Origin of the sequence: Pseudomonas graminis (assembly GCF_900111735.1) — a bacterium.
In the GTDB taxonomy this organism is placed as follows: Bacteria; Pseudomonadota; Gammaproteobacteria; order Pseudomonadales; family Pseudomonadaceae; genus Aquipseudomonas; species Aquipseudomonas graminis.
Genome location: NZ_FOHW01000034.1, coordinates 20,075 through 42,234 on the forward strand (window position 1 = coordinate 20,075; position 22,160 = coordinate 42,234).

At 58.7% G+C, this 22,160-nt stretch carries 25 protein-coding genes; 13 read left to right on the forward strand and 12 right to left on the reverse strand.

Going from position 1 to position 22,160, the window contains the following annotated elements:
- Positions 1 to 77: 77 nt before the first annotated feature.
- Positions 78 to 1,253: a saccharopine dehydrogenase family protein gene (locus BMY98_RS20955; RefSeq protein ID WP_074892311.1), complete on the reverse strand. Its 1,176-nt coding sequence runs from the start codon at positions 1,251 to 1,253 to the stop codon at positions 78 to 80.
- Positions 1,254 to 1,363: 110 nt separating this feature from the next.
- On the opposite strand from BMY98_RS20955, the gene BMY98_RS20960 reads away from it, so the two are divergent.
- Complete coding sequence (locus BMY98_RS20960; protein ID WP_074892346.1) at positions 1,364 to 2,263, forward strand: LysR family transcriptional regulator; 900 nt, start codon at positions 1,364 to 1,366, stop codon at positions 2,261 to 2,263.
- A 100-nt stretch (positions 2,264 to 2,363) separates the two neighbouring features.
- Here the strand turns inward: BMY98_RS20960 and BMY98_RS20965 are convergent, their stop codons facing one another.
- From BMY98_RS20965 to BMY98_RS20975, 3 genes are all read right to left on the reverse strand, one after another.
- Positions 2,364 to 3,455, reverse strand: a complete 1,092-nt coding sequence (locus BMY98_RS20965) for a polyamine ABC transporter substrate-binding protein (RefSeq protein WP_074892312.1) — start codon at positions 3,453 to 3,455, stop codon at positions 2,364 to 2,366.
- On the reverse strand, positions 3,452 to 4,486 hold the full coding sequence (locus BMY98_RS20970) for a histone deacetylase family protein (RefSeq protein ID WP_074892313.1): 1,035 nt from the start codon (positions 4,484 to 4,486) through the stop codon (positions 3,452 to 3,454). The genes BMY98_RS20965 and BMY98_RS20970 overlap by 4 nt, the downstream gene beginning before the upstream one ends.
- 132 nt (positions 4,487 to 4,618) lie before the next feature.
- Positions 4,619 to 5,611, reverse strand: a complete 993-nt coding sequence (locus tag BMY98_RS20975) for an AraC family transcriptional regulator (RefSeq protein ID WP_074892314.1) — start codon at positions 5,609 to 5,611, stop codon at positions 4,619 to 4,621.
- A gap of 243 nt (positions 5,612 to 5,854) precedes the next feature.
- Between BMY98_RS20975 and BMY98_RS20980 the strand changes: the two genes are divergently transcribed.
- Complete coding sequence (locus tag BMY98_RS20980; RefSeq protein WP_074892315.1) at positions 5,855 to 6,652, forward strand: phosphodiesterase; 798 nt, start codon at positions 5,855 to 5,857, stop codon at positions 6,650 to 6,652.
- Positions 6,653 to 6,759: 107 nt separating this feature from the next.
- Here BMY98_RS20980 and BMY98_RS20985 read toward each other — a convergent pair whose 3' ends face one another.
- From BMY98_RS20985 to BMY98_RS21005, 5 genes are all read right to left on the reverse strand, one after another.
- The gene (locus BMY98_RS20985) at positions 6,760 to 7,077 is read right to left on the reverse strand and encodes a hypothetical protein (protein ID WP_245760100.1); all 318 of its coding nucleotides are present in this window, start codon (positions 7,075 to 7,077) and stop codon (positions 6,760 to 6,762) included.
- A 326-nt stretch (positions 7,078 to 7,403) separates the two neighbouring features.
- Complete coding sequence (locus BMY98_RS27015; RefSeq protein ID WP_342742128.1) at positions 7,404 to 8,066, reverse strand: Nmad2 family putative nucleotide modification protein; 663 nt, start codon at positions 8,064 to 8,066, stop codon at positions 7,404 to 7,406.
- Between the two features lie 162 nt (positions 8,067 to 8,228).
- Entirely contained in the window at positions 8,229 to 9,041 is an 813-nt protein-coding gene (locus BMY98_RS20995; protein ID WP_139214555.1) for a GTP-binding protein, read from the reverse strand.
- Positions 9,042 to 9,386: 345 nt separating this feature from the next.
- A complete protein-coding gene (locus BMY98_RS21000; protein ID WP_074892319.1) occupies positions 9,387 to 9,749 on the reverse strand; it encodes a hypothetical protein in 363 nt (120 codons plus the stop codon).
- A 41-nt stretch (positions 9,750 to 9,790) separates the two neighbouring features.
- Positions 9,791 to 10,090, reverse strand: a complete 300-nt coding sequence (locus tag BMY98_RS21005) for a hypothetical protein (protein ID WP_175514198.1) — start codon at positions 10,088 to 10,090, stop codon at positions 9,791 to 9,793.
- Between the two features lie 341 nt (positions 10,091 to 10,431).
- Between BMY98_RS21005 and BMY98_RS21010 the strand changes: the two genes are divergently transcribed.
- The gene (locus tag BMY98_RS21010; protein WP_074892320.1) at positions 10,432 to 10,890 is read left to right on the forward strand and encodes a GNAT family N-acetyltransferase; all 459 of its coding nucleotides are present in this window, start codon (positions 10,432 to 10,434) and stop codon (positions 10,888 to 10,890) included.
- Positions 10,891 to 11,017: 127 nt separating this feature from the next.
- On the opposite strand, the gene BMY98_RS27715 is transcribed toward BMY98_RS21010, so the two are convergent.
- Entirely contained in the window at positions 11,018 to 11,839 is an 822-nt protein-coding gene (locus BMY98_RS27715) for a hypothetical protein (RefSeq protein ID WP_245760101.1), read from the reverse strand.
- Between the two features lie 473 nt (positions 11,840 to 12,312).
- Entirely contained in the window at positions 12,313 to 12,771 is a 459-nt protein-coding gene (locus BMY98_RS21020; protein WP_074892321.1) for a VOC family protein, read from the reverse strand.
- Positions 12,772 to 13,005: 234 nt separating this feature from the next.
- On the opposite strand from BMY98_RS21020, the gene BMY98_RS21025 reads away from it, so the two are divergent.
- Positions 13,006 to 13,785 carry an AraC family transcriptional regulator gene (locus BMY98_RS21025; protein ID WP_245760102.1) on the forward strand — a complete coding sequence of 260 codons (780 nt, stop codon included), beginning with the start codon at positions 13,006 to 13,008 and terminating at the stop codon, positions 13,783 to 13,785.
- A gap of 150 nt (positions 13,786 to 13,935) precedes the next feature.
- Positions 13,936 to 14,448 carry a GNAT family N-acetyltransferase gene (locus tag BMY98_RS21030; RefSeq protein WP_217648325.1) on the forward strand — a complete coding sequence of 171 codons (513 nt, stop codon included), beginning with the start codon at positions 13,936 to 13,938 and terminating at the stop codon, positions 14,446 to 14,448.
- A gap of 44 nt (positions 14,449 to 14,492) precedes the next feature.
- Here the strand turns inward: BMY98_RS21030 and BMY98_RS21035 are convergent, their stop codons facing one another.
- Complete coding sequence (locus BMY98_RS21035; protein ID WP_074892323.1) at positions 14,493 to 14,960, reverse strand: TlpA family protein disulfide reductase; 468 nt, start codon at positions 14,958 to 14,960, stop codon at positions 14,493 to 14,495.
- Between the two features lie 135 nt (positions 14,961 to 15,095).
- Between BMY98_RS21035 and arsC the strand changes: the two genes are divergently transcribed.
- From arsC to BMY98_RS21075, 8 genes are all read left to right on the forward strand, one after another.
- Positions 15,096 to 15,449, forward strand: coding sequence for an arsenate reductase (glutaredoxin) (gene arsC / locus BMY98_RS21040; protein WP_074892324.1), 354 nt, complete (start codon positions 15,096 to 15,098; stop codon positions 15,447 to 15,449).
- Positions 15,446 to 16,051 carry an NAD(P)H:quinone oxidoreductase gene (gene wrbA / locus BMY98_RS21045; RefSeq protein WP_074892325.1) on the forward strand — a complete coding sequence of 202 codons (606 nt, stop codon included), beginning with the start codon at positions 15,446 to 15,448 and terminating at the stop codon, positions 16,049 to 16,051. The genes arsC and wrbA overlap by 4 nt, the downstream gene beginning before the upstream one ends.
- Positions 16,052 to 16,292: 241 nt before the next feature.
- Positions 16,293 to 16,964, forward strand: a complete 672-nt coding sequence (locus BMY98_RS21050; protein ID WP_065992830.1) for a DNA-3-methyladenine glycosylase I — start codon at positions 16,293 to 16,295, stop codon at positions 16,962 to 16,964.
- Positions 16,965 to 17,054: 90 nt separating this feature from the next.
- Entirely contained in the window at positions 17,055 to 17,738 is a 684-nt protein-coding gene (locus BMY98_RS21055; protein WP_074892326.1) for a GntR family transcriptional regulator, read from the forward strand.
- A gap of 710 nt (positions 17,739 to 18,448) precedes the next feature.
- Positions 18,449 to 19,399: a 4-hydroxyproline epimerase gene (locus BMY98_RS21060; RefSeq protein ID WP_074892327.1), complete on the forward strand. Its 951-nt coding sequence runs from the start codon at positions 18,449 to 18,451 to the stop codon at positions 19,397 to 19,399.
- On the forward strand, positions 19,396 to 20,532 hold the full coding sequence (locus BMY98_RS21065) for an NAD(P)/FAD-dependent oxidoreductase (protein ID WP_074892328.1): 1,137 nt from the start codon (positions 19,396 to 19,398) through the stop codon (positions 20,530 to 20,532). Before BMY98_RS21060 ends, BMY98_RS21065 begins: the two co-directional genes overlap by 4 nt.
- Positions 20,525 to 20,761 carry a (2Fe-2S)-binding protein gene (locus BMY98_RS21070; protein ID WP_074892329.1) on the forward strand — a complete coding sequence of 79 codons (237 nt, stop codon included), beginning with the start codon at positions 20,525 to 20,527 and terminating at the stop codon, positions 20,759 to 20,761. Before BMY98_RS21065 ends, BMY98_RS21070 begins: the two co-directional genes overlap by 8 nt.
- A complete protein-coding gene (locus BMY98_RS21075) occupies positions 20,758 to 22,053 on the forward strand; it encodes an NAD(P)/FAD-dependent oxidoreductase (protein WP_074892330.1) in 1,296 nt (431 codons plus the stop codon). The genes BMY98_RS21070 and BMY98_RS21075 overlap by 4 nt, the downstream gene beginning before the upstream one ends.
- Positions 22,054 to 22,160 lie beyond the last annotated feature (107 nt).

The following is a 22,160-nucleotide window of genomic DNA, read 5'->3' on the forward strand; positions in this document are numbered from 1 at the left end:
AGGCTAATTGTTGAGAGAGCTAAAGACTCTGAAAGCTGAACGTCAAAGACATTCAGCCTTTTTAGCGGCCCATCGAATCAACCCTCGACGGTAAACCTCAGTCCGGCTTTTTCAGTCAGGCGCTTGATGAACGCCTCATTCAACGCCGCCGCGGGCGTCCAGCAACCGCCCGGGGTCTCCTCACGCGTCACATCGAACGCCAGCGCCATCGCTGACTCGGCCAACATCTTGGATGTCGACAGGTAGCCCGGATCCTCATCGCAACTCACGGATGCCTTGAGCACCTGACCATCGGCCAGTTCAGCGATGAACAGCACATCATAAAAGCCTGCCTCAAGCTCCTTCTGTGTCGGCCCTTGCCCCGGTTGAGGATGACCGCCCTCATTAAAGGAGAAGCCCGCCAAGCCAGGCTCATCGTCTTCGCTCGGTTGTGCCTTGAGCATCAGCATTTCGTCGTACTGAAACGACGTGCCCCACAGGTGCCCTTCCAGCAAGTTTGTGCGATGCACCGCCTTGGAATTGATGCCCGACATGATGAAAGGCCCGACCCAAGTCTGAGTCAGTTCATCCCGGTAGGGGGTCTGATCATCAGGTTGCTCGACACCTTTGAATCCTGGTGTGTAGGCGAAGGGATCGGCCACCAGTTCACCAAGCGCAGGATCCTGCGCCGCCGCTGCAACCACTGCGTCGACACTCAAGAACGTGCCACCGGACAGCACGCCTTGCATATTGCGCACGCGGCCCCTGATCCGAGGCGCGTAGCGAGCGAACTTCTTCATGACCTGCTGCTGGGTGAACCATACGCCGAGGTCGAACGGCACCGAATCGAAACCACAGGAGAACACCAGGCGCGCGCCCGATGCCTGGGCTTGGGCCTGATGGCTGCCGATCATCCGGGCAATCCAGGGGATCTCCCCCGAGAGGTCAACGTAGTCCGTCCCCAACTCGGCGCAGGCGGCCACCAGGTCCGAGCCATAGACCGAAAACGGCCCTGCGGTGGTGATCACGACCCGGGTCGCGGCAACCATGTCGCGCACGGACGCCCGGTCCTGGGCATCGGCCACGATCAGCGGCAGCGCTGTGGCGTTTGCCCAACTGTCCCGAATGGCTTCCAGCTTGCTCAAGCTGCGACCGGCAATGGCCCATTTGACAGGGCCATCGACGCCGTATTGAGCGAAGAGGTATTCAGCGACCAGCCGACCGGTGTAACCCGTGGCGCCGAAAATGATCACATCGAATGTTTGTTTACTCATGGAGAAGATGATTCCTGAAAGCGCCGCGAAGCGAATGCGACACTCTAGCCATCCTGCCTACAAATGATTAGATGGTATGGTTGGAATGGACCTATAACCCCAGAGCATCAATCGTGCGCGACAACGTCACCGACCTCCTGGCCCTCCTGCGGGTCGCCCGTGAAGGCAGTTTTACCAAGGCAGCGGCGCAGCTTGGCGTGTCCCAGCCTGCGCTAAGCCGCACCATCACCAAACTGGAATCCCGCCTGGGTGTGCAATTGCTGACTCGCAGTACCCGCAGCGTCGCGCCGACCGAAGCCGGAGCGCGGCTGATCGACAGCATCGGGCCGCATTTTGACGGGATCGAGTCAGGGCTCAACGAGCTAAGCGAACTCAGCGGCACACCGGCGGGCAGCCTGCGCATCACCTCCATGGAGCACGCAACCCATCTGGTCCTTGCCCCGGCTGCGCTGCAATTGATGACCGACTATCCGGGGATCAAGGTCGAAATCAACGACAGCTACGCATTGGTCGATATCGTTGCAGAGCGCTTCGATGCCGGTATCCGCCTGGGGGCGCAGCTGGCTCAGGACATGATCAGCATGCCTATCGGCCGGGATTTCCGCCTGGCATTGGTGGCCGCCCCCGCCTATCTGGAACACCGTGCTAAACCCCTGACGCCACAGGATCTGACCGAGCACGCCTGCATCAACCTGCGTCAGCCCACCTCGGGCGGATTGTGGGCTTGGCCTTTTGCAAAAAACGGGAGAGAAATCAAAGTACGCGCCGACGGGCATCTGGTGAGTAACAACATCTGGCTCATGCGTGATTTTGTCAGGGCGGGTGCCGGGCTGGGCTACTTCCCGGAGCATCTGATCGAGGAAGATCTGGCACAAGGTCGGCTGGTGCGGCTGATGGAGGACTGGACTGGCACCGTCACCGGGTATCACCTCTACTACCCAAGCCGGCGCCAGCACAAGCCGGCTTTTCGTCTGCTTCTGGATGCTTTGCGTGATCAGTCAGGGCGCTGATTGTATTCTTCTGGCCGAAAGCTGACGTCCATGTCCCTGCTTAACCTTAAGCCTTCTCGACCTGAGACCGCTAATCAATCGCTGGGGGCTTTTCCAGGTATCAGGTGCCTGACTTGATCTTCGTCCAAGCCCGCGTGCGGGCGCGTTCGGCGTCACGCCCCAGAGGCTTGAGCGTATAGAGCGTGGCCATCGCGGCCTCGGTGGGGTACAGGTTGGGATTGTTGCGAATCGCCGGATCAACCTGTTCGGTAGCGTCTTTGTTGGGGTTGGGGTAGCCGACAAAATCGCTGATTGGCGCGATCACCTGCGGCTGCAGCAGGTAGTTGATAAATGTGTAGGCGTCTTGGGGGTTCTTGGCACCCTTGGGGATGGCGAGCATGTCAAACCAGATAGGTGCGCCTTCCTTGGGCAGGCGCATGTCTACGGTCACGCCGTTCTTGGCCTCTTTGGCACGATTGGCGGCTTGGGAAAAGCTGCCGGAGTAACCGACTGCGACGCAGATGTCACCGTTGGCAATATCCGCCATGTATTTGGAGGAATGGAAGTAGGTGATATAGGGGCGGATTTTCATCAACAGCGCTTCGGCCTTCACATAATCCTTGGGGTTGCTGCTGTTGGGGTCGAGGCCCAAGTGCTGCAAGGCCAGGGGCAGGATTTCGGATGGCGAGTCCAGCAGCGCTACACCGCATGACTTGAGCTTGCTGATGTTTTCTTCCTTGAAAATCAGGTCCCAGCTGTCCACTGGCGCATCGGCACCCAGGGCGGCCTTGACTTTGTCCGGGTTGAAGCCGATCAGGATGGTGCCGTACATGTAAGGAACGGCGAATTTATTGCCCGGATCGTTGGCCTCGATCAGCTTCATCAGCTTGGGATCGAGGTGGTTCCAGTTCGGCAATTGGCTGCGGTCCAGCGGCTGGAATATACCGGCTTCGATCTGCTTGGCCAGGAACACGTTGGATGGCACTACCACGTCATACCCTGAGTTGCCGGTGAGCAACTTGGCTTCCAACGCTTCATTAGTGTCGAAGATGTCGTACACCAATTTAAGGCCGGGATTCTGCGCCTTGAAGTCCTCCAGCGCCTTGGGGGTGATGTAGTCGAACCAGTTGTAGACCCGCAGGGTTTTCTCTTCGGCATGAGCCATGCCGCTGATAACGGCAGCGCAGAGGATAAGTGACTTGAACATGGTCATTGGGCAGCCCCTTCAAAACCTTCGAGAACGTTGACGGCATTGATGCCGATTTCTTCCACCGCGTAGCCGCCTTCCATCACGAACAGCGTAGGTTTACCCAAGCGGGAGATGCGTGCGCCCATCGCCAGATAATCCTCGCTGTCGAGTTTGAATTTCGAGATCGGATCGTCCTTGAAGGTATCCACGCCCAGGGAGACGACGATGATGTCAGCGTCATAACGATCAATTTCCGTGCAGGCTTGCTCGAGCGCCGCGCTCCAGGTTTCCCAGCCGGAACCGGCCGGCAGTGGATAGTTGAAGTTAAAACCGGCACCTGCGCCTTCACCGGACTCGTCGGCATAGCCCAGGAAAAACGGAAACTCCGCTTCCGGGTGGCCGTGAATCGAGGTAAACAGCACATCGCTGCGCGCATAGAAAATCGACTGGGTGCCGTTGCCGTGGTGGTAGTCAACATCCAGAATCGCGATCTTTTTGTGGTCCTGATCAAGAAAAGCCTGGGCAGCAATAGCGGCGTTGTTTAGGTAGCAATAACCGCCCATCAAGTCGCCAGCTGCGTGGTGTCCCGGCGGACGGCACAGGGCGAAAGCACTGTGGGCACCTTGCTGTATCGCTTGTTGGGCGCTAAGCGCGACCTGCGCCGCCGAGTAGGCTGCCTGCCACGTGCCGGCGGTGATTGGCGCCCCGCCGTCGAAGCTGTAATAACCGAGTTGACCATGCAGGCTTTCAGGTAATACGCGTCGCAGCGTACGGGCAGGCCATGTGTAGGGCAGGAGGTCGCCTTCCTGACCGAATTCGGTCCAGCGCGCCCAGGCACCCTTGAAGAAATCGAGGTACTCACGGCTATGAACGCGTTGCAGCGGTTCCAGACCAAAGTCCTGCGGCGCCTGTACCTCGCCAAGTTGACGGTCCCTGACCCGTCGTAATACATGATCGGCGCGTGAGGGCATTTCGAAGCAGGGCATCAACTGCCCGTCCATCAGCTCACAGCGGCCGTGGTGCAGGTGGTGATCATCCGAGTAGATTGTCAGCATTTGTTGTTCTCCGCGGGCTGTATCGGTCAATACAGTCTTGCGCCGGGCGCGGTTTATGAGAACGGCACGTGCGGCCAAAAGGGGATAAATATGGCCAGATTTTCTGTCCGTAATTCGCCCCTCAATGAGGCGTCATGCGCGAAATTGGCTCGGCGCCACGCCACTCCAGCGCACGAAGGCGTGCCGAAAACTTGCGGTCTCGCTGAAGCCCAGAGCCTCGGCGATCCGGTAGATGGGCCACCGGTCTTCGGCGAGCAGTTGCTTGGCGCGCTCGAAGCGAAGTTCGTCGAGCAGTTCCTGATAACTGCAGCCCAGGTCGTGCAGGTGTCGACGCAAGGTGCGCGCCGAGCAGTTCATCTGTCGGGCCAGCATGTCCAGCCCAGGTGCGGCATGCAGTTGTGCAGCCAGCGATAGCCGGATTCGCCCCAGCCAGGCCTCGCGCCCGGTGAATTCCGTGTTCTGTTTTCGGCAGCGCTCGGTCATGGCCTGATGGGTTACCGCGTCAGCCAGCGGTAAAGGCTGGGCGAGCCAGCGTTTATCAAAAGCAAATGCATTGACGGTGGCCTGGAACTGCAACGGACAGTCGAAACATTCAGCGTAGCGAGTCTGATAGTCCGGCGCATCGTGCTCAAAGCGGGCGCCCAGCAAGGGCAGTGAGTGGCCGAGCAGGTCGTCGCAAATGACCTTCAGCGACCCCAGGCACAGCTCGACATTGAAAGCGGTCAGTGCCGGATTCTCGCGGTAATCCCCCGCAGTGAACCAGATACGCTCGCCGTCTTCCTCCAGACTCAGCTCGAACAGTGTTCCCAGCAGCGCGGGATAACGCAGAGCCAGACGTAGCGCGTCACCGAAAGTGGCACTGGTAAGCAGGGCATAGCCGAGCATGCCGTAGGATGAGACATGCATACGCTGCCCCACGATCAGGCCGATGTCGCGCTTCAGAGCCACGGCGTTGGCGCACACCTGCATCTCCTGATGCGTGGCGATGCGCGTGTCGGCACGGTTCAAGTCCGCGGCGCATATGCCGCTGCCGGCCAGCAGCGCCTCGGCGGACCAGCCTTGTGCCTTGAACGTGCTCAGGACCAGTGAGACAGCATTGAGGGTGGTGAGATGGGAGTGCAGCATGGGGACTTCCAGCGAGGCGAGGAATACGAGAAGGGCAAGTTATGTGCCGGAATCCCGCCTGGTTGATTTTGCTTCGGCGACTGGCTGTTGGAGCCTGGGCCGGTTCGACCTCCATCGCCTGTTCCGGCCTTCGAGATCTCGGCGCTCTGGCATGCCGCATGGACGCTGACCCCATCCTTCGCAGCTCAGGCATGCTACCTTCACCCCGCCATTGATCACCGCATCCTCCATGGAGAATATCCCGTGCTGATTGCCCACCTTTCCGATCTGCATATCAGGCCGCAAGGCATGCTTTATCAGGGGCTGGTTGATTCAAACACGATGTGCGAGCAGGCCATTGCACACCTGAACAGGCTCATGCCGCGACCCGATGTCGTGATCATCACCGGCGACCTGGTGGATGAGGGGCTACCGCAAGAGTATGCAATGGCGCGTACATTGCTGGCCGGGATCGAGCAGCCGTTGCTGATGATTCCTGGCAATCATGATGACCGAAACTTAATGCGTAGTACCTTTTCCCAGCCGTATCTCTCTTCAACGGCAGGCCCGTGGCACTTCGTCGCCGATGACCTCGGACCGGTACGGATCATTGGTGTGGATGTGACCGTACCGCAGGAACATCACGGCGACATGAGCGAGGCGGCTGGGGCCTGGCTCGATGCGGCACTTGCCCAGGAGCCGACGCGCCCTACTCTGGTCATGCTGCACCAGCCGCCGTTCCTCAGTGGCATTCCTTACATCGACACCTATGCCTGCCGGAACTCGGAGCGGCTGCGCGAGGTGGTGCAGCGCTATCCGGCGATCGAACGTGTGGTGTGCGGACACATTCACCGCTCAATGCAATTACGTTTTGGCGGCACAGTCCTGTGCACTGCGCCCAGCACAACGACGGCCATCGGGTTGGCCCTGGATGCAGAGGCTGAAGAGGCGTCCTATGTGGAGCCGCCGGCGTTACTCCTGCATCACTGGAAGATGGATACCGGTCTGATTACCCACTGGGTGCCAATCGGCACATTCCGCGGGCCACTGCCGTTTGCATGAGCGGAGAAGTTTGGCGGGGAGTGGATAAGGGTGAGTGCCTGCACGGGTGAGTGCTGGTGACAGGCACTTACCGACCCAAAGCAATTACGCAATCGTGACTATTGTGATCATGCGCCTACGTCATTTATCAGTTCGCGCCAGACATCCCGTGCCTTCTGCTCCGAGGTAAAGACTTGCACTGTCGGATGCGAGAACTGCCCCTCAATGACGATGCATTCCAGGGTAGAGTCCTGAAACGTAAAGACATAATGGATGGCATCTTTTAGAAACCGATGTTTATCGTGTCGCGGATGAATGGCGTTTCTCTGCTCAAGCTCTGCCAGCCATGGCGAATTATCTATTCGATGAATTTGATAATGCTTGAGGCCATGTGCAATAAGCGGATGGCCGCCCAAAGCTTCATCGTTTGGGGAGCCAAACTGCATTTTTCGCACTAGGGGAAAATGGATTAAAACTATCTCTTCCTCATCTGTGCAATACCGTAAACACAGCTGCGTGTCTGTGGCAAATACGACGGGTTCGGGCGAAGTACTTGGTTGTGGCCAGGAGTCGAGCAGCACTACAGTTGCGAATGACATAGCAAGCCTAGTGAATAAATAGGGGGCAAAGCAGACTGCAAGAGCGAAACGTTGTCGTCAAACGTTTCTGATCGCGACGGGCTGCTTCTGGCCGATAGGTGTCTTACCTTTGGCCGATTTGGTGAAAAAATGGCTTCAGCAGCGAATGCACACACGCAACAGATTTGCTGCTGTTAACTGCACCGCTTGGTTCGCGACGCTGGTCGTGGTGCAGGAGGCAAACGCGGCAATTTATTGCTGCAAGATTTGCCCTGGTTGGTTGGCTCAGTGGTGACCTGTGATTGGGCATTTAGCCAAGTCTCCAGGCTATGCCATTTGAAATCGGGAAGATCTGCGATTCTCTCTCCGCGCCGGCTAACCATGCGCAGACCAAAATGCTCTGGCAGAAGGGGACCGAGGCCCCCGAAGCGCCAAGCATGGTTGAACACAAGGACATTCAGCCCGCCGGTGTCGCGATCTTGAGCTTCAGGGCCGTGAACAGGATTGGGCTGCCAGATAAAGCCACCGTTTGTGGGCTTGTAGAAGTTGTCCGGTACCTCGGTACGGCCAGGCTTCTTGGAGGCAAAGCGAGGGTCGTTCCAGTACTCGCTGAAGGCCAGCACCTCCGATACGATTCCCGCCCAAACGACACTGTGGCTTGAAATGGGATTCACTTTCGAACCAGCAAATGCGAGCACCATATCACCCACCTTAGCCTTCTTGCGGATTCGCGGCTTACAGACAGCCAGCGTCACGGCAGGCATGTCGTAGTTCGGGGCTGAGCCCGCGTCTGTAGCGATCACATATGTGTGAACTCGCAAAATCATGCCTCCTGCACAACCGACCGATTGAGCCATACCCCTAGTATTGGTGCAATTCTGGATGCCCACCGTAACACCCACTGCCGGGCTCTACGTACATTTCGACCGCCTCCTTTTGGCCAAAAGCGGGCCTTGGGGGCAGGTAGCTTTCGGCCAGAGGCAGACGCTCGCCCGAGCCGTCTCTGCAAGCCGATTGCCCTACCCGGCGCCTACGCCCTTCACCACCCCCAACGCAATAATTCTGCCCTCCCTCTCCAGCAAAAAGCGTGAGCCGGCAGCCGCTCGAACCGGCGCGCTAAGTTGCAGGGTCAGATCGCCACTGTCGCCAGGGTTGAAGGTACGGGTCGACGACACCCGCTCTTGGCTAACCTGGCCGTTTATCCAGACGGTGACGGGACTGTCTTTTTGCAGTGCCAAAGTCCAGTTCGACTCTAGCGGCGTAACCAGATAGATAAATGTCGCGAGTTGCTGACCGTTGGTAAAAGAGAGCGATTGTTCGGGCCGATCCGGGGTGTTTTTGAGTGCAGCAAGAGCGCCACTTAACTCATCGCCACCGCGCCGCAAGGTCTTGACCGTGAACAGCGCAGCGTGATCGCCGTTCATCTCATAGGTGTTCAGCAATGCCCGGGCCTCTTGTTCTTCCATCTTCAGCAATTCACTGTCTTTCACTCGGTCGGTGTTGACGAACAACAAAGATAGGCTGGGCACTCCCGCCTGCCGGGCGATCAGGATATGTTCACGGATAATTTGTAGCGGGCCTTGTGTTGCGTCGACCACAATCACCGCATGCTTCCCGCGCTGGGCCAGGGAGGCGATGCTTGAGGCGGAACTGCCCAGTGTTGCAGCCGCTATGCTGTTCTCGCCGGAACGACATGGCTGCGTGCATTGTTTCACCAATAACACACGAGTGTCGTCACCAAGCACCACGATATCGGGGAGCGTGTTGCTCCATGTGGGCAGGGAAAACATGAGTAGCATGCAGGCGATGGCCTTACAGATTGTCGACTTCATTGAGTTCCTATTACGGCCGGTTCTAGCGATCACCTGCTTTCTCCTGCCACTGCGCAAAATTATTCTGTAGCCATTCGACAAAAACCTGCACCTTAGGCTCCAAGTGCGTCCGGCTCGGTTACAGGAGCGAGACACACTGCGGTGTTTGGCCGAATGGCCCGAAGAATATCCACAAGGCACCACTCTGCAAATGCCCCGCTACCGTAATGCCTGCCGCCAGGATGATCTCAGAAGCGGTCATCTAGGTTGAGCGCTATCCGGACGACGTTAAACCTGCTCAAAAATGCGGCACCGTCAGTGACACCAAGAATCTGATCAATTGCATTCGCTGGATAATTGGGAGTGTCATCGCCAAAACTTCCACCAAGGGCGAACTCGTTTCTCATCCATCGTTGTGCTTGTCTGCCTGTAAACAGCATTTGCGATCGCATGAGTCTGCGCCGCCATATCATCTAACCAATCTTGAGGCCCGATCCAATGATCGTGAACTGCCTCCAGAAACTCTCGATCCAAAGGCAGCCCGGAAGCATCGCCAACGACCGTACTGAAAGCCTCGCATTTTGGACACCATGCCGTGATCTCAGTAAACCGTGTCACATCAGACGAAGGAAATACCGCATAGCAACCAAAGCAAGCGCAATGGTTGCTGATGAGAATTTCGGCCTGATTACGGTTCGCGTGATCATGCGCGCTGTAAGTGTCGGGCATTCATGCCTCCATCGCAGTGCGCCAGATTAGTTGAGCGGCGATCACAAGGCAGTCAGGCGATCAAGCTGCTCTGCTGAAGGAAATCCTAGTGTCCGGTAGCGAGTCGATACGTAACCATTCAGAATAGCGACCTTCTGGGTCTTGTCACCATTTTGATAGTCGTGAAAGGCGTTATGAAGATTGAAGTACGAGCCATTGTTATGACGGATGCGAAACTCGCTAGCCTGAAAGTCCATGGCCTCGCTGTAGCCAGCCTTGCGGGCTGACTCGATAAATTTTTTGGCAAATCCTTCCTGAGTCAGAGGACGACTGAAGATTTTGTCGAGCAGGGATTGGAGCATGCACAGGATCCTTCGTGTCAGCAGGCATTTGTAAACAGAGTAGGTTGGGCGCGGCTAAACTTGTTCATAGCTTGAACGGCTGCTTTCTATATCGACGGGTCTCAGGTGAAATATAGGGTCGCACACCTAGAGCTAGGCTCATGAATTCTAACCCCAGACGGGGGGCATTTTGTTGTAAATGCCCGCCTTTCACGACAGGCAGACATCGGCCAGAAGCGGTCATTCCGTAAGAAAAAATAAATCTTTTACCGTTTCAGCCTCCTTTTCACCGTTGCGCTTGACCCTATTCCCTCCTTGCGGCCACATACGCGTACTGATCCAAAAACAAGGAAGATTCTCACATGCCCCGCCTGGTTTGGCTGCGTGACCATATGCAACACAGCGACACCCTGGCGCAGTGGCTGCATCAGCAGTTCGCATACGAGTTTGTTGAGCAGCCATTGGCCGATTGGCAACGCGAATTCGCGGAAGGCCAGGGCAATGGTGATTGGCAATGTCTGATCGCCCTAGAGAATGACCAGCTACTTGGCGGCGCTGCACTTGCCGGCAACGACTTGCCCGAGCGCCCGGAGCTGGGGCCCTGGCTAGCCTGCGTCTTTATCGCCCCGCAGGCAAGGAAGCGAGGGTTGGCGGAACAATTGATAGAAGGCATCTGCAACGCCGCAAAGGCCAACGGCACCACGCGGTTGTACTTGCACACCTATGATCGCAGCGACTACTACGCCAAGCGTGGATGGCAGGTGGAGGAGACTTTTCGGGCGTGGGGTAAGGAGCAGCGATTGATGCTGCGGGATCTTTGAACTCGCTCAGGTTTACAGCATAAGATGGAGAGCAAACGTAAGCATCCGGCCAAATCACCTACCGAACTCCAGCATTAAAGGCTTCGGTGGCTAACGCGTTGCAGATTGGTCACGAAAAAGGAAGCTTTCAGGAGTGAGTGCCTGAGGTGCCTTGGCCGGTAAATATATTGCTTTCAGGATTTAGGACTTTGTCCAGAAAGCTTTTGTTATCAGTATTATCTCCAGCGGTGTTCGTTTTGTAGTTGAAGTCTTGGTCAATCCAGCTCTGAAGCTTGGCTTCGTACTCAGTGGGGTATTGCGACTGCTCAATGGCTGGTAGTCCTTTATAGTGATCGAGAACCGATGTGTAAAAATCAGTCAGCTTGCCTGTCGCGCTGTATTCCACACTTCCTTTAGCCACGACTTGCTGGCGCCATACGCGCTCCTGACGGTATGACTCCAACCAGGCCGATTTTTTCTCGTTGACTGTAAAATCACCGCTTTCGTCATAGGCGATGACAGAAAGCTGTTCTCGTGAGATTCCGCCGAACGGGTTTTTTCCGCTGCCATTGACAAATTGGGTCGCGTTTTTGGCCCGCTCCATGCGTTCAGGGTCGTCGCTGTCAGGAGTTTCCGCATCGTGCCGTGCTTTATTGGCGTCGTAGCTGCTGCCAACCAGTTGCTCGGTCAGCTGTCCGACTTTCTCACCCAGTTCTTTGCGGCTGAGGCTTTTATCCCTTGCTTCTGCACGAGCGGAGGCTTCACTTAACTGGCGCGCAAGTAAGGAGAGTGAGCCAGTATCTTTAGCACTTCCGGACGTAGTCGCTAGCGTTTCGGCCGCCGTCGAGGGCACTGACAAGGTCTGGCTGACCTGGATGCCGGACACTTTGATATTCGGGTTCGAGGGAGTATTGGTATTGATTGAGCTGACCAAAATCTGATCTCCATGTGTTGAAAAATCCAATTTCACCTTTGTTTATCGGCGATTCATCTGAGAGCTGGAGTTTTCAGGGGCGAGGGTAAAGAAAACGCCTCGAATAAGGGCCTGGTCTGCCCATGCCATCGTAAGCGTCTAGTAAAGAGCAAACGCCTGGAAGCGCGGATGTTTGCAATAGGGACGAAAGGCCAGAAGCTGCTAATTCAGGAATGTCCGCCGCCAAAAGCAGTCATTGATAGATCCTATAGGGCGGTAATTTAAGATCTGCGCCTTTTCGCGTTAGTGATCTGCGCTCTAGCGCACTAACAGGGCTTTAGTTTTTCGATCTGCGCAGTGGAGTGCCAGAAAGGAAATCCAACTTTTATGCGGGTGGCGAAGTGTATGATTACGCCAGCTATATATTTGAAGGTGATGATCTCTATGTTTGCCATGAGACGTCATGCGCGACGGAGAGCGCTTTAAGTAATTGCGTTAGGGAAATAAGCTCAACAGCCTTCGGCAGGAAGCTACTCATTGGCCTGCATCAGTTCCAGAGTGATATGGTCTGGCCCGGTCACATATACAACTAGAGTTCCCTTGCGTGGGCCTGCGGGAATCGCCTGAGGCTTGCCTCTTGCTTTCCAGCCTGCTTGCTCAATGCGTTCGAGTACGGCGTATATGTCTTGCACTCTCAATGCCAAATGCGCTGAGCCAATCGCTGATGCCGTAGGCGGAGTGATACCGTGGCGGTCACCCTGCGAATATTCCAGCAACTCTACTCGGCTGCCATCCGGGCCTTTGACTATCGCCGTTCGCACGCTCGGATCGGCGGTGCCGGTTACTTGCAAAATGAATGATCCGCCCATTTCCGACTGACGCTCAAGAGTGAACCCAAGTCCAATTGTCCAGAAGCGAATGGCTTCTTCCAGTGAACTGACTGCGAAGCCAATATGATCGACGGCATGCACCATGTGGCTAGAATTCATCAAATGATCCTTTAAAGGTTAACGGGCCAAATAGGGAGGTGAGCTTGCGCATCCAGCTGTTACGGCCAAAACACAGAAAATACATGTGTGGGAGGTACGCATAATCAGACCAATCCAAGAGAAGCAACATTTGCGATTTCTAGACATTGAGTATTCCTCTCACCGGTCTTATTCTCCATTAGGCATTCATGATATGGCTACCTCGGATATGACATTGGATAACGTAAACCAGCCATGAACCGCGCGCTTATGCCACTGTTGGCGATAGAGCAACGCGACCGCGCGATCCGCGAAACGGCGCCCCACACTCATACGACAGGCCAACTAATCGCAAGCCTTGCCGGGCTGCTTTCCGTCAGCACTGACGGCGGCTCATGGGTAGTGCCGGCTACCCATGCCATTTGGATACCTCCCCGTGTCGCACACGCGATGATGTCACATGGCGCTTTTGCAGGAGCGATGGTCTATATCGCGGAGCAAGATTGCGGGATCCTGCATCAAATGCCATGCACATTTAGGGTCAGCAGTTTGCTGCGCGAAGCGGTAAGCCGCGCTGCGTCGTGGGGACAACCACCCCGCAACGAAATGGAGTCGCGGGTTGCAGCAGTCATCTTGGATGAAATTGCTACCTCACCTGCTGAACCCATCGGTCTGACGCACCCCAATGACCCGCGCTTGAGGCGTATCACCGATGCGATACTTGCTCAGCTTGATGACAATAGATCACTTGAGGATTGGGCTGCTTGGTCAGGTATGGCACCTAGAACACTTGCCCGGCGTCTGGTCGCTGAAACCGGTTTTAGTTTTTCTGAATGGCGTCAACGTGCACGCACGTTGCGCGCTATTCAACTATTGGTCGAGGGGATGTCAGTGACGACAACGGCGATTGAGCTTGGCTACGAAAATATTAGTGCTTTCATTGCCATGTTCCGTCGGATAATGGGTGTTACGCCAGGACAATATGTGCGAGCGCAGACACTGATTAGCAAAGCGGCAATTTCTAGATCAAGTTGATGGGTGTAAGAACCGCTGTACCAGCCAACCCGATCCTGCACGCTACAGGCTAGACCTTCAACCATGTGCCGGAACAGATGAAGAAATTAATGCCAGCCACTTCAGGAGTCGCCAGAGGATCAGTTTTCTTTTAGCTGGTGGGGCACTCACATGGAAATGTCAAACGTTAAGCTCGCCCGGGTGACACGCACCGATATCGACGAGCTTCTACACGCGAATCAGGAAAGCCGGGACTACCACGGTCGCTGGGTACAGCCGTTCATAACCGCTTCAGGGTTCGAGGAGTGGTACTCCGCTCAAACCACAGGCGCCAGCGTTGGGCTCGTGGCTCGCGATAGAGAATCCGACCATATTGTGGGTGTGACCAACCTGAGCCAGATTTTCTATAAAGGCTTTCAGAACGCGTATCTCAGCTACTGGGGCATGGTCTCGTTTGCCGGGACGGGAAGGATGTCCCAGGCGGTGGAACTGACGACGAGGTATGCTTTTGAGGAGCTGGGTCTTCACCGTATTGAAGCCAATATTCAACCTGAAAATGTGCGTTCAATCGCGCTGGTCAAACGCCTGGGATTTCGGAAAGAGGGGTTCTCCCCGAAATACCTCCAGATCGCCGGGGTCTGGTGCGATCACGAGCGCTGGGCGCTTCTGGCCGATGAGCGTTAATCCGCGAGCAATCCCGTTGCGCAACTAAGCTGACTTGATCTGCCTCAGCCCTTCCCCTTCAACTCCGTCAGCTTCTGCATCACCCCTGCCGCCGTCTGTTCGCCCATCAACTGCTCACGCACTTTGCCCTTGTCGTCGATGATGTAGGTCACCGGCAGGGCTTCGCTTTTCGGCAGGTCGTAGTGATCGGCCGGGTCTTGGGCCAATACGGTGAAGGTGATGCCCAGCGCTTTACTTGCGCTCTTCAGGTCTTCGCCCTGGAGGTTGTCGAAGTTGACGCCGAACACGCTGACGTTCTGCCCTTTGACCTGCTCGGACAGGGTGTTCAGTTCGGGGATTTCGGTCCGGCACGGGCCGCACCATTCGGCCCAGTAATTGACCACCAGCCAGTGCTTGTCGACGCGGCTGCTGGCGACTTTTTCGCCATTCTGGTCGGTGCCGAGGTCCACGCCGCACCCACTGAGCAACAGACTTCCAATCAGTGCTGCCGCCGCTGTCAATCGCCTTGCCATGATGCTGTTTCCTTATAGGTGCTCTTTTTTTCCAGATGCACGCTACGCCGATGGTGCATCGCTCGCCGCGTGTTACCGGTCGTTACCGTGACGCAGGTAGAATAGCCGCCACCTCAGGCAAGATGCGACCCGCAAATGACCGATCTCACGCTTTATCACAACCCGCGTTGCACCAAATCCCGTGGCGCGGTGGAATTGCTTGAAGCCCGCGGCCTGACGCCGACCATCATTCATTACCTCGACACCCCGCCCGATGCTGCGCAACTGAGCGACCTGCTGGGCAAGCTTGGCATCGGCGCCCGCGCGCTGCTGCGCAAAGGTGAAGACGAGTACAAAACCCTGAACCTGGCTGACACCAGCCTGAGCGACGAACAACTGATCGCCGCCATGGTGGCCCATCCCAAGTTGATCGAACGCCCCATTCTCGTCGTCGGCGACAAGGCCGTGATTGGCCGTCCGCCGGAAAACATTCTGGAGATCCTGCCATGAGCGCGCCGTACATTCTGGTTCTGTTTTACAGCCGTAACGGCGCGACTGCTGAGATGGCGCGGCAGATCGCCCGTGGCGTCGAGATGACCGGCATGGAAGCGCGCCTGCGCACGGTCCCGGCAGTGTCCACCGACTGCGAAGCCGTGGCGCCGAGCATTCCGGACGCCGGCGCTTTGTACGCGACTCTGGATGACCTGAAAAACTGCGCGGGCCTGGCCTTGGGCAGCCCGACCCGCTTCGGCAACATGGCCGCGCCGCTGAAGTACTTTCTCGACGGCACCAGTAACCTGTGGCTGACCGGCGCACTGGTGGGCAAACCGGCCAGCGTGTTCACTTCCACCGCTAGCCTGCACGGCGGCCAGGAGACCACGTTGTTGTCGATGCTGCTGCCCCTGCTGCACCACGGCATGCTCATCAGCGGCCTGCCCTACAGCGAAGCGGCGCTGATCGAAACCCGTGGCGGCGGCACGCCGTATGGCGCCAGTCATCACGCCGGTGCCGACGGCAAACGCGCGCTGGATGAGCACGAAACGGCGTTGTGTCGCGCGCTGGGTCAGCGGCTGGCGAAAACCGCGTTGTTGCTCGATCCGTCCAAGGGTTAATAGCCCAAGGCGTTGCTCGCGCGCGATTGCTGGAACCCCTTGCTCAAACCGGGTCAAACACAGGGCGCTGTAGGGGCGCGCCTGGTCTGGGTTGCATCCGGTCGATTGCGATCTGTCTGTAACGTATTTATTGACTGATACACCGCATTCGCGGGCAAGCGCGCTCCTACAGGTCTGCCGTAAACAGTGAGAAATGCGCTACGCCAGCAATCGCGCACATGAATTTTGTTTTGGAGAGGGCATGCAAGACTACAAATGGCTCCATGAATACTGTCTCAACCGCTTTGGTTCCGTCGCCGCCCTCGAGGCGCATCTGCCGACCCCCGCCACGCCGAAAAAACTGAAAGCCCTCAGCGACGACCGCTACCTGTCGACCATGGCGTTGCGGGTGTTTCGTGCCGGTCTCAAGCACAGCCTGGTGGACGCCAAATGGCCGGCCTTCGAGCAGGCCTTCTTCGGCTTCGATCCGGAAAAGGTCACGCTAATGGGCGGCGATCACCTTGAACGCCTGATGCAAGACGCGCGGATCATCCGTCACTTGGGCAAGCTCAAGAGCGTGCCGCGCAACGCGCAGTTGATCCTCGACATCGCCCACGAACACGGCAGCTTCGGCAATTTCATCGCTGAATGGCCGGTGACCGATATCGTCGGGTTGTGGCGTTACCTGTTCAAGCACGGCAATCAGATGGGCGGGCTGTCGTCGCCGCGCTTTCTGCGGATGGTCGGCAAGGACACCTTCATTCCCAGCAATGATGTGGTCGCGGCGCTGAATGCGCAGAAGATCGTCGACCGCGTGCCCAGCAGCCAGCGCGATCAGGCGGCGGTGCAAGCGGCGTTCAATCAGTGGCATGCGGACAGCGGACGGCCGATGTGTCAGCTGTCGATGATGCTGTCGTACACGGCGAACCACTGATCCATTTTCCTACCGACGGAGAAGACACAGCGCGTAACAAATCGGAGGTCGTATACAATATTCGGCATCAGCCCCTGTCGAGTCATCTGCGTGCCTTTCCTTCTCCCTGACGCCCCCAACCTCGGTGTCGCGCCCTCCGCGTCCGAGGTGATTTCCAAGTACCTGCGCGAGTCGATCATCTCCGGCCAGTTCGCCGAGGACGAGCCGATTCGTCAGGACGACATCGCCCGCGTGTTCAACGTCAGCAAGATCCCTGTGCGTGAAGCGCTCAAGCGCCTGGAAGCCGAAGGGCTGGTGCAGTTCCAGCGCAACAAGGGTGCCGTGGTCACGCGGATTTCCGAGCCGGAACTGGCGCAGATCTTTGAAGTGCGGGTGCTGCTGGAAGTCCAAGCCATCCGCCTCGCCGTGCCGAGAATGACCGCTGCCCAGCTGGATCGGGCCCGGGCCATCTGTGACGAGTTCATGCGCGATGACGACATCGGACGCTGGGCCGAGCTGAACTGGGCGTTTCACACCTGCCTGTATGAAGCGGCGCAGCGGCCGTTTTTGCTGAACATGATTCGCTCGATACACGACAAGGTCGAACGCTATCTGCGGGTGCAGATGAGCTTCGACGAAGGCAAGGAGCGGGCTGACCTGGAACACCGCGAGATACTCAAGGCCTGTGCCGATCGTGACGCAGACAAAGCCGCCGAACTGATCGAGCACCACATCATCGGCGTCTGCCGAACCCTCTACGCCCACCTGCCCCACGCGGTGCTAAGCGAGATCTGAGCGACTGACGGCTGTGCCGATTTCGTCATTGAGAAGGGTGAAATCGGTCAAGACCCTGGACGTCGATCGCGGCACTCTTGCCTCAATAATGAAGTGGCTCCGCGCCGTGATCTGTAGGACCGGCTTTAGCCGGGAATAGGCCAGCATTGGCACCACAGAATTTGCAGCGTGGCGGCCGACGTCTTCCCGGCTGAAGCCGGTCCCACAGGGATCGTTGTAGCCAGTGACATCGGGGTGTACGCAGTGCTTTTAGTGGGACTGGCTTTAGCCGGGAAGAGGCCAGCATTGGCACCACAGAATTTGCAGCGTGGCGACCGACGTCTTCCCGGCTGAAGCCGGTCCCACAGGGATCGTGGTAGCCAGTGACATCGGGTGTACGCAGCGCTTTTAGTGGGACCGGCTTTAGCCGGGAAGAGGCCGGTGTGAACACCATAGATCTCGGGTGTGGCGACCGACGTCTTCCCGGCTGAAGCCGGTCCCACAGGGATCGTGGTAGCCAGTGGCATCGGGTGTACGCAGCGCTTTTAGTGGGACCGGCTTTAGCCGGGAATAGGCCAGCATTGGCACCACAGAATTTGCAGCGTAGCGACCGACGCCTTCCCGGCTGAAGCCAGTCCCACGGGGATCGTGGTAGCCAGTGACATCGGGTGTACGCGGTCCCACCAGCAATCGTCGTAGCCAGTTCCAGACTCAGTCCGACAGGGGAATACATGAAACGCATCCAGATCCTCGATTCTCATACCGGCGGCGAGCCGACTCGGCTGGTGCTCGACGGGTTTCCCGATCTTGGGCGGGGCAGCATGGCCGAGCGGCGTCAGCGTCTGGCTGAGCAGTTCGATGACTGGCGCGCCGCCACCGTGCTAGAACCCCGCGGCAGCGATGTGCTGGTCGGTGCGCTGTTATGTGAGCCGGTGGATCCCGAGGCCTGCGCCGGGGTGATCTTTTTCAACAACAGCGGCTACCTGGGCATGTGCGGCCACGGCACCATCGGGCTGGTGGTGTCGCTGGCGCATCTGGGCAGGATCGGCCCTGGCGTGCACCGCATCGAAACCCCGGTCGGCACAGTTCAGGCCACGCTCCACGAGGACCGCTCGGTCAGCGTCGACAACGTGCCCTCCTACCGCTATCGCAAAAACTTCGTGGTCGAGGTGCCGAAACTGGGCAGCGTGACCGGCGACATCGCCTGGGGCGGCAACTGGTTTTTCCTGATCGCCGACCACGGCCTGAACGTCGCCGCCGATAACCTCGACGCCCTCACCGATTACACCTGGAAGGTCCGTCAGGCGCTGGAAAGCCAGGGCATTCGCGGCGAAGACGGCGGCGTCATCGACCACATCGAGCTGTTCGCGGACGACGATCACGCCGACAGCCGCAACTTCGTGCTCTGCCCCGGCAAAGCCTACGACCGCTCGCCCTGCGGCACCGGCACCAGCGCCAAACTGGCGTGCCTGGCAGCAGACGGCAAACTTCAACCCGGCACCTTATGGCAGCAGGCCAGCGTGATCGGCAGCCAGTTCGAAGGCAGCTTCGTTTGGGAGCAAGGCGAGCGGCAGACGGGCGACCGCATCGTGCCGACCATTCGTGGCCGCGCCTACATCAGCGCCGAAGCCACCTTGTTGCTGGACGTCGAAGACCCATTCGCCTGGGGCATTCGCTCATGACCGACGCCGCCACCCTGCAAGGCCATGCCGCCGACGTGATCGTCATTGGCGGCGGCATCGTCGGCGCGGCGTGTGCGGATGAGCTGGCGTCTCAGGGTTTGCATGTGCTGGTGCTGGATGGTCAGCGCCCCGCCGCGACCGCTGCGGGCATGGGCCATCTGGTGGTGCTGGACCACAGCGCTGCCGAGTTGGCGCTGGGGGAATATTCGGTCAGGGCCTGGCGCGAGCTGGCGTCGCAGATGCCGGACGACTGTGCGATGCGCACCAACGGCACGATGTGGCTGGCCTGCAATGAAGAGGAAATGGAAGAAGCCGAGCGCAAGCAGGCGGCGCTGAGCGAATACGGACTGGCCTGCGAGTTGCTGTCCGGCGCCGAACTGGCGAAGGCCGAGCCGTCATTGCGATCCGGCCTGCTCGGCGCATTGAAGGTCAGCGGCGACGGCATTCTGTACGCGCCCAATGCCGCGCGCTGGCTGTTGCAGCGCCAGTCTTCCCGAGTGGTTCAGCGTCATGCGGAGGTCGCAGAGGTTCAGGGCAACCGTGTTCGGCTGGCGAGTGGTGAATGGCTGCAAGCCCCCGCCGTCGTGCTGGCCAGCGGCATCTACGCCCGCGAACTCTGTCCCGATTTACCGCTGCAAGCCAAGAAGGGCCACCTGCTGATCACCGACCGTTACCCTGCGCAGATCAGCCACACGCTGGTCGAACTGGGCTACGTCACCAGCGCCCACAAAGGCAACGGCCCGTCGGTAGCGTTCAATGTGCAGCAGCGTCCGACCGGCCAGTTGTTCATCGGGTCATCGCGGCAGTTCGACAACCATGACCCTGAAGTGGACGCGGCCATGCTCGGGCGGATGCTGCGCCGGGCCATGGATTTTCTCCCCGGCTTGGGCGATATGACTGGCCTTCGCAGCTGGACCGGCTTTCGATCCGCCAGCCCCGACGGTCAGCCGCTGATTGGCGAGCACCCGCATCAACCCGGCTTGTGGCTGGCGGTCGGGCACGAAGGCCTCGGCGTCACCACGGCAACCGGCACCGCCCGCTTGCTCGCCGCGCAAATGCTGCGCACCCTGCCGCCCCTCGACCTGGAACCCTATCTGCCGCAACGCTTTATCGGAGCCCGCGCCCATGCCTGAATTGAGCATCGACGGTCAGCCCTTTCGCTTCGCCCAGGGCACCACGGTGGCCGCCGCGCTGATGTCGAGCGGCGATCGTTGCAGCCGCACGTCAGTCAGCGGCCAGCGTCGCGCGCCCTTGTGTGGCATGGGCATTTGCCAGGAGTGCCGGGTGAGCATCGACGGCCTGCGCCGATTGGCCTGCCAGACGCTCTGCCGCGACGGCATGCGCGTCGAGACTCAGCCATGACCGCGGCCGTGAACCCGACAACGACCGAGCACGTCGATCTGCTGATCATCGGCGCCGGTCCGGCGGGCATGGCGGCAGCCCTGGCTGCGGCGCCTCACGGGCTGAGCATTGCCCTGCTCGACGACAACCCGCTGCCGGGCGGGCAGATCTGGCGCGACGGCCCCAACGCTCAGGTGCCGAAACAGGCTCACGATATGCGCGGGGAGTTGCAGGGTTTCTGCAACGTTCGCCTGCACAGCGGCTGCAAGGTGGTCGCGCTGGCCGGGGCGAAGCGCTTGCTGCTGGAGGACGCCGAACGCGGCTGGGTGTTGAGTTACGACAGGCTAATTTTGTGCACCGGCGCGCGGGAGCGGCTGCTGCCCTTCCCAGGCTGGACACTGCCGGGGGTCACCGGCGCCGGCGGTTTGCAGGCGCTGATCAAAGGCGGGCTGGCGGTCGCTGATGAACGCATCGTGATTGCCGGGACTGGCCCGCTGTTGCTGGCGTCATCGGCGACCGCGCAAAAGCACGGCGCCGAGGTGGTACGCGTTGCCGAGCAGGCGCCCTTGAGCGCCGTCGCCGGGTTTGCCGCCGGGTTGTGGCGCTGGCCGAACAAAGCGATTCAGGCGGTAACCTTGGCGAGCGCCGCCTATCGAACGTCGGCCCATGTGCTGGCGGCGTTGGGCACGGATCGGCTGGAAGGCGTGCGCGTTCAGGTGGGCGACAAGGTTGAGGAACTGGCCTGCGATCGTCTGGCCTGCGGTTTCAGTCTGGTCCCCAATGTCGAGATCGCCCAAGCACTGGGCTGTACCGTCCGAGATCAGGCCATCGTGGTGGATGACTGGCAGGCGAGCAGTCTGGCCGATCACTTCGCAGCGGGTGAATGCACCGGTTTCGGCGGCAGCGAACTCGCATTGGTCGAGGGCCGTATTGCCGGGCTTGTGGCGGTCGGCGAACGCGAAATGGCCCAAGGCTTGAGGGGTGAGCGGCAGCGCTGGCAGGGTTTTGCGGATCGGTTGAACAAGGCGTTCAGCCTGAATCCTGCGCTGAAACACTTGGCGATGCCGGACACGCTGGTCTGCCGCTGTGAGGACGTGCGTTACGCGGACCTTGCGCAACATGGCAGCTGGACCAGCGCCAAACTATCCACCCGCTGCGGAATGGGCGCGTGTCAGGGACGTATCTGCGGGACGGCGGCGCAGACGTTGTTCGGCTGGGAACCGCCGTTGTTGCGCCCACCCTTCAGCCCGGCGCGGATCTCCACCCTCGCCTGCCTGGATGAGGGCGAATCTGTTTTGTTTAAAGGGGACTGATTTATTTACAGCGCTTCACCGTAAATCAATCTGTCCCCGCAGATCAGTCGCCCCCCGACTAGCCGCCGCACCCAACATCCCGCATCATCGATTCCATCCTCCCGCCC